Origin of the sequence: Paenibacillus sp. P22, from assembly GCF_000469945.2 — a bacterium.
GTDB lineage: Bacteria > Bacillota > Bacilli > Paenibacillales > Paenibacillaceae > Paenibacillus_O > Paenibacillus_O humicus.
The window spans coordinates 1-7884 of record NZ_CBRA020000024.1 but is presented as its reverse complement, the minus strand read 5'-3'; the positions used below and the strand labels follow the sequence as shown (position 1 = coordinate 7884).

Genomic DNA, 7884 nt, shown 5'->3' with positions numbered 1-7884 from the left:
CGGCCTCTACCGCCGCGGTTGCGGTTGCCCCGCGCTCCACCCTGCTGGGCTCCTGCGCGATTGCCGCTCTCGACCATGGCGAAATCAATCGTATGGTCATCCATATTTACACGCTCCACGCGCACTTTCACCTCGTCCCCGATGCGATACATGTTGGAGGTGCGCTCACCGATGAGGACCATTCTCTGATCGTCAAAGTGGTAATAGTCGTCGCTCAGATCGCTGAGTCGAATCAGACCTTCTACCGTGTTCGGCAGCTCCACGAAAATTCCGAAGCCGGTCACGCTGCTGATGATGCCCGTGAACTCTTCTCCTACTTTATCAAGCATAAATTCACATTTCTTGAGCTGGTCGGTATCCCGCTCCGCGTCTACGGCTGCCCGCTCGCGCTCGGACGATTGCTGGGCAATCTCCGGCATCCGGGCCGTCAGCGTCTCCAGACGCGACTCGGACAGCGTTCCGCCGCTCTCCAGCACCTCTCGGATCACCCGGTGGATGACCAGATCGGGATAACGCCGGATCGGCGACGTGAAGTGGCTGTAGAACTCCGCGGCCAGGCCGTAATGGCCAAGGCTCTGGGCGTCGTAGCGCGCCTGCTTCATGGAACGGAGCATCATCGTCGAGAGGATGGTCTGTTCCTTCGTTCCTTTGATCTCTTCCAGCAGCGATTGAAGCGCCTTGGGATGGACCGCGTTGCCTTTGCCCTTGATGGCGTAGCCGAAGTTGGAAGCGATCGTGATGAAGGTCATCAGCTTCTCATTGTCCGGATTCTCATGGACCCGGTACAGGAACGGCACCTTGAGCCAGTAGAAATGCTCTGCTACCGTCTCGTTGGCCGCCAGCATGAATTCCTCGATGATCATCTCGGCAACGGAACGCTCGCGCTTCACGATGTCGATCGGCTTGCCCTCGTCGTCCACGATAATCTTGGACTCCTGGAAGTCGAAGTCGACCGCGCCGCGCTTCATGCGCTGGCGGCGAAGCTTCATCGCCAGCTCCTCCATGAGGTGGAACATCGGCACGAGATCCGCGTAACGCTCCATCAGGCGGGCCTTTTCCTCGCGGCGTTCGGCGCGCTCCTGGCGTTCGGCAGCTTCCCGAGCGGCCCGTTCCTCCTCGCTCTCTTGCGGAGCGGCGGCTTCTCCGGCTGCAAAAGCACCCAGCTGGTCGAAGTCCTCCGGACTGCTCCGGACAACCTCTCCCTTGCGGTTGCGATTGCGGTTCCGGGTAGGCTCCGGCGCTTGCGACAGCCAAGGATTTTGCGGGCCGGGACCGGACTTGTCCAGCGCGGCGGAATCGCCTGCAGCAGCCTGGCCTCCGTCCGGCACATGGCCGTCCTCGTCGGAGGCGAACTCCGAATCCTCCGGCAGAGGACCGGCATCGCTGGTCTCGATGATGAGGCCCATGCCGCCCGGAGGCAGCTTCTCGGCCTGCAGCAGCTCGGCCGCATCCTCTTCGTCCTCCAGGTAATCGGCCGAATGCTCGTCCGTTTCCTCTTCCTCCGGAATGCCGGCGTCCCCGCCTTCGACGATGAGGCCCATTCCGCCCTCAGGCAGCCGCTCGGCATGGCCGCGCAGGCTCTCGTCCACTTCCGCTTCCTCATCGAAACCGGCATGGCGGATGTCCTCGCCTGCATCTGCCTGGGCGCGGCGACGTGATTCCTCCATCAGCGCATTCGTGCTGACGACATCCTCCTCCGCCTCGTCCGGCGCAAGGATCTTGCGTACGTTCGTGTAGGACATGCGCTCCTTGGTCCGGATGACGCTCGTGAAGATGTCATGGCGGACCCGCTTCAGCGTGCTGGCGTCGAACTCCATCTCGCAGGACATCGTCAGACGGTCCACCTGCGGATGCAGGGAACAGATGCCGTTGGACAGGCGGTGCGGCAGCATCGGAATGACCCTGTCGGTCAGGTAGACGCTTGTCCCGCGGCGGTAAGCTTCCTGATCCAGGGCAGACTTGTCCCGGACATAGTAGCTGACATCGGCAATATGAACGCCGAGCAAATAATTGCCGTTGGGCAGCCGCTCGACTTGAACGGCATCGTCGAGATCCTTGGCATCCTCGCCGTCGATCGTGACGATCGTCTTGCCGCGCAGATCGCGACGGCCCTGGCTGACGATCTCTTCCTCGGTAATCGCATCCGGAGCCGCCTCGGCTTCCTCCATGACGTCATCGGGGAAGCTCTCCGGCAGCTGGTGCTTGCGGATGATGGAGAGGATGTCGACGCCGGGATCGTTTTTATGCCCGAGCACCTCGATGATCTCGCCTTGAGCCGCGGCGCGGCCTTCCGGATAGTTCGTGATGCGGGCGACAACCTTCATCCCGGTCACAGCCCCGCCGAAAGATCCCTGAGGCACGAAAATGTCGCGGTTGATGCGCTTGTCGTCCGGCGTGACGAAACCGAACGTCTCATGGCTCTCGAACGTTCCGACGAGCTGGGACACGGCGCGTTCCACGATCTGGACGACTTCGCCTTCCATGCGGCCTCCGCCAGGAGTGCGCTCCGTCACTTTGACGAGCAGAATATCGCCATTCATGGCGGTGCCGAGATCATTCGCGCCGATATACACGTCCGCATGGGTCTTGTCCTCCGGAATGAGGAAGCCAAAGCCCTTGGCATGCGCCTGCAGACGTCCTTTCAACAAATTCAGATGCTGAGGCAATCCATAAGCCCCGCTGTCGGTGCGAAGCAAGGCGCCTTCTTCTTCCAGCTCATTTAGAAGCTTGAGAAACGCTTTGAAATCGGAGGCATTGTCTATGCCCAGCTGCCTTTCGAGCTCTTGATACGTCATCGGCTTGTACGCCGGCTGGTTCATCAAGTCCAGCAAGTCTTGTTTCGTTGTCATCGTTCTCCTTCTCACCTCATGCCGTCGGGCGCCCGTAGGTGCTGGCAGATCCAACCACTTTCTCTATACCATGTAGTATACACGAAATACGGCTTCATCAACCCACCTGCGCGACAATAAAAAGAAAAAGCGGGGATCTCCCCCGCTTTATCGATGCATTCGGCTTGCTATTTCAGGTAAGCGACCAGAAGCGCCAGGATGAAAAATCCGGCTGCCAGTCCAATCGTCAGGCGCTGCAGGAACAGATCCAGTCCGCGAGCTTTCTGCTTGCCGAACAGGTGCTCCGCTCCGCCGGAGATGGCTCCGGAGAGGCCTGCGCTCTTGCCCTTTTGCAGCAATACGACCGCAATCAAACCAAGGGAAAAAATCACGAGCAGAATTTTCAGAAATGTATCCATGCGTTTGTTACCTCCCAGCTTTCGTACAGCCTCCCGGCTGCCTGCCGCTAATGAATAGCTGAAGTTTTGCACATGCAGATCGCCTTCCACGCCGCGGAAAACGGTTTGCATGGGCAAAACCGTTCATGAACAGCACTCTGATTGTACCATAGGCATCGGCCCGAGAACAAGAGAAAGCCGCGCGACGCCTCCTGTCGGAAGGTCGGGCGGCTCATCGGCGCTTCTCTTAGTAGCCTTTGCTGCGCAGATAGTCGAGGCTGAGCTTCGCGCTCTCGAGCGAGGAGCCGGCGAACTCCTCCTGCTCCACGATGAAATACTCGATGCCTGCCTGCTCGGCAATGGCGAAGACGCTTTCGAAATCAACGACACCGCTGCCCACTTCCGTATCGCGGCGGCCGTCCCCGAAGTCCTTCAGATGGACGACCGGAGTGCGTCCGGCATATCTCTTCACGTATTCCGCAGGCGATTGGCCGCCCATATGCACCCAGCCGAGGTCGAATTCCATGATCATCAGATCGGCAGGAATCTTCTCCAGCAGAATGTCGATGAGCGGCTTGCCGTCCACCAGCTTGAATTCGAAATCATGGTTGTGGTAGCCGTACATCAGGCCTGCTTCCTTGACCTGGCGGGCCGCGCGCTCGAGAGTCGCCGCGAGGCTGTCTACATCGGCCATTGTAGGGCTTTCAGGCAGCGGAGCCCACGGAGTAATAATATACTTCAGTCCGATTTCCTTGGCGAATTCAATCTGCTTGGCCAGATCGGATTCGATCTTGTCCGGTTCGTTGAAGCTCAGGCCGACGTGTGCGGATACCGCCTTGATGCCGGCTTCCTCCATCGCCTTTTTCAAGTCTGCCGCGCTCGTGTTGAAATATCCGGCGAATTCCACGTACTCATAGCCCATTTCAGCTACCTTGCTGATCGTTCCAAGGAAGTCCTTTTCCGTCTGGTCGCGGAGCGTGTACAGCTGCAATCCGACTTGAGGTTTTGCCATCGTTCCAAACACCGCCTGTTCAATTGGGATAGCTCCAGTATAGCGCTTTCAATCGTACATAAGCTATGCCCGTTTTTGTGCCGTTTGTTTGTGATTTTGGCACAGGCCCTTTGGTTGCGTATCAATGCCAAGCCCTTATCCTCCCCAGTCGCCCGAATCCACCATTCAGCCAATCCGGGAAAGAACATTTTCGTATCGGACATACGATCCGCTATTTGTCCGAAGAGATATCCAAAAAGGATCCATTTATGCAGGGGTCGGTCCCCCCCTGTCTATCGGACATAGGATCCGCTATTTGTCCTTTATTAGCTGTTTTCATTCTCGTATCGGACATACGATCCGCTAATTGTGAACATTTATCCGTTTCCCGATTGAAACCAACTAAATAACGGATCCTATGTCCGATAACTATTCAAATTTGGAATTTCATCGAAAATAACGGATCCTATGTCCGATAGCCATCGCCCCTTTTATACCCGCATTCCTTCATCCTGTACTCGACTGGTCCACTTGCGATTCGCCTTCAGCTCGGCCGCTCGATCGATTCATCTAGATCTTCGCCCGAGATCTTCCCCTCTCCAGCTCCCCTCGGCCGATCCAGCTTGCTCCAATGGCTCAAACAACAGGGCTAAAAGAGGGTATTAACGGAACCCCTGCATCCATAACATCCATCAGTATTCAGTAGATCAACCGGCTACCAATCCGCTACTTTGGCTTTTTACGCTACCTGGACCCATCCTCAGCACCCACAGTATTTACTAGCGCCCACCAGTATCCCATTATCCACCGGCAAAGAATCCACAACACGCCAGGCCCGATAAAAACAAAAAATCCCCCGCGCTTACACGCAGGGGATTCCGATGAACCTGCCCGGCTGGCACTAAGCCCGCCCGAGAGTTCTTATTTCTTGAGGTTTTTGAGGTTGTAGAACGCGCTGCGGCCGGCGTATTGAGCCGTGGAGCCGAGCTGGTCCTCGATGCGAAGCAGCTGGTTGTACTTCGCTACGCGGTCCGTACGGGAAGGAGCGCCCGTTTTGATCTGGCCCGAGTTCGTGGCAACCGCGATGTCGGCGATCGTGCTGTCTTCGCTCTCGCCGGAACGGTGGGAGATGACAGCCGTGTAGCCAGCGCGCTTCGCCATTTCGATCGCGTCGAAAGTCTCGGTCAGGGAACCGATTTGGTTGACTTTAACGAGGATCGAGTTGCCCACGCCTTTGTCGATGCCGTCGGAGAGGCGCTCGGTGTTCGTGACGAACAGGTCGTCGCCTACGAGCTGGACTTTGCCGCCGAGCTTGTCGGTAAGCAGCTTCCAACCTTCCCAGTCGTCTTCGGAGCAGCCGTCTTCGATCGTGAGGATCGGGTACTTGTCCGCCCAGCTTGCAAGCAGGTCCACGAACTCAGCCGAAGTGTAGGATTTGCCTTCGCCTTCGAGGTGGTACTTGCCGTCTTTGTAGAACTCGGTGGAAGCAACGTCCATGCCGAGGAAAACGTCGACGCCCGGCTTGTAGCCCGCACGCTCGATAGCGGAGATGATCGTCGTGATCGCCTCTTCGTTGGAGCCGAGGTTAGGGGCGAAGCCGCCTTCGTCGCCTACAGCCGTGTTCAGGCCTTTGTCCTTGAGGACGGACTTCAGGTTGTGGAAGATTTCAGCGCCGATGCGCAGTGCTTCCTTGAAGCTCTCGGCGCCGACAGGCAGAACCATGAACTCCTGCACGTCGACGTTGTTGTCGGCATGCTCGCCGCCGTTGATGATGTTCATCATCGGAACCGGCAGCACTTTGGCGTTGAAGCCGCCCAGGTACGTGTAGAGCGGAACGTCCAGAGCGTCGGCGGCAGCGCGTGCTACAGCCATGGACACGGCCAGGATCGCGTTCGCGCCCAGCTTGCCTTTGTTGTGGGTGCCGTCGAGCTCGATCATCTTGCGGTCGATCAGCACTTGGTCGAGAGCGTCGAGGCCGATGATTTCCGGAGCGATCAGCGTGTTTACATTTTCAACGGCTTTCAGAACGCCTTTGCCGAGGTAGCGGCCTTTGTCGCCGTCGCGAAGCTCAACAGCCTCGTAAGCGCCGGTGGATGCGCCGGATGGTACGATGGCGCGGCCCTTGCCGCCGGATTCCAGGGATACTTCCACTTCAACCGTAGGGTTGCCGCGGGAGTCGAGCACTTCGCGTGCGTATACGTCAACGATGATAGACATAATGTTTGAACACTCCTTATCGTATGTGGGGTTGCAGACAGATCCGCCTGCTTGGCTGGCACTGAGAACAGTATACCAGCCACAGCGCTTCGGGACGAGTTTCCGCCTTTGATTTTTGGCAAAAGGAGGCCGGAGAGGCCCCGCTCCTGAGCTCCATTCGGCAACAGACATCTTGGCGGGTTGGCGCATGGGAAGTCTCTATGCCCAGTTGATCAGGCTGTCGCCGATTTTTTCCTTTTGGCCGCCCGGAGGCTTGCCGCAGCCGACGGCGGCCTACGCCTTGTTGATCAGGCTTTGGCCGGTCATCGCCCTGAGGCTTGCCGCAGTTGACGGCCTACGCCTTGTTGATCAGGCTTTGACCGGTCATTTCAGCCGGCTGCGGCAGCTCGAGCAGGTCGAGCAGCGTCGGCGCGATATCGGCCAGAATGCCGTTCTCGCGAAGCGTGACGCCCTGCTTGGTGACGATCAGCGGCACCGGGTTGGTCGTATGCGCCGTGAACGGGCGTCCGTCCGGTCCGATGACCATGTCCGCGTTGCCGTGGTCGGCGGTGATGAGCACGACGCCGCCTTTGGCGAGCACGGCGTCGACGACGCGGCCCATGCACTCGTCCGTCGCTTCGACCGCCTTGATCGTCGGCTCCAGCATGCCGGAGTGGCCGACCATGTCGGGGTTCGCGAAGTTCAGGATGATCGCGTCATGCTTGTCGGAGTTGATCTCGCGCACGGCGGCGTCCGCCACCTCGTAAGCGCTCATCTCCGGCTGCAGATCGTAGGTCGCGACCTTAGGGGAGTTGATCAGGACGCGGGTTTCGCCCGGCAGCTCCTGGTCGCGTCCGCCGCTGAAGAAGAACGTCACATGCGGATATTTCTCCGTCTCGGCGATCCGCAGCTGTGTTTTGCCCTGCTGCACGAGCACCTCGCCGAACGTGTTGTCGAGGTTTTTCGGCTTGTAGGCGACGAAGCCGCCGACCGACTCGCTGAACAGCGTCAGGCAGACGAAATACAGATCCTTCGGAGCCTTGTCGCCGCGGTCGAAGCCGCGGAAGTCCTCGTTCGTGAACACCTGGGACAGCTGAATGGCCCGGTCCGGGCGGAAGTTGAAGAACACGACCGCGTCCTCGGATTCCACCAGCGAGACCGGCGAGCCGTCACCTTCCGTGATGACCGTCGGCATGACGAATTCGTCCATGACCGATTTCTCGTACGATTCCCGCACGGCGCGGATCGGATCGGTGTATTTCGGACCGTCTCCGTACACCATGGCGCGGTAGGACTTCTCCACGCGCTCCCAGCGCTTGTCGCGGTCCATCGCATAGTAGCGGCCTTGCACAGTCGCGATGCGGCCGATGCCAAGCTCCTCGATCTTCGCCTGCAGCTCGGTCAGATAGCCGACTGCGCTGTCCGGAGCGACGCGTCGCGTCGAGGAAAGCATGGATGTAAACCTGATCCA

The 7884-nt window shown here is 58.7% G+C and carries 4 protein-coding genes and 1 pseudogene; all 5 read right to left on the bottom strand.

From position 1 onward, the window contains the following. On the bottom strand, positions 1 to 2849 hold a 2849-nt coding region (locus tag BN871_RS28860), incomplete at its 3' end, for a VacB/RNase II family 3'-5' exoribonuclease (protein WP_048744965.1). A gap of 167 nt (positions 2850 to 3016) precedes the next feature. Next, entirely contained in the window at positions 3017 to 3247 is a 231-nt protein-coding gene (gene secG, locus BN871_RS05695; RefSeq protein WP_048744964.1) for a preprotein translocase subunit SecG, read from the bottom strand. A 226-nt stretch (positions 3248 to 3473) separates the two neighbouring features. After that, entirely contained in the window at positions 3474 to 4238 is a 765-nt protein-coding gene (locus tag BN871_RS05690) for a sugar phosphate isomerase/epimerase (RefSeq protein ID WP_048744963.1), read from the bottom strand. 900 nt (positions 4239 to 5138) lie between these two features. Continuing rightward, complete coding sequence (gene eno, locus BN871_RS05685) at positions 5139 to 6434, bottom strand: phosphopyruvate hydratase (RefSeq protein ID WP_048744962.1); 1296 nt, start codon at positions 6432 to 6434, stop codon at positions 5139 to 5141. A 334-nt stretch (positions 6435 to 6768) separates the two neighbouring features. Continuing rightward, positions 6769 to 7884: pseudogene (gpmI, locus tag BN871_RS05680) on the bottom strand (2,3-bisphosphoglycerate-independent phosphoglycerate mutase); the annotation flags it as partial.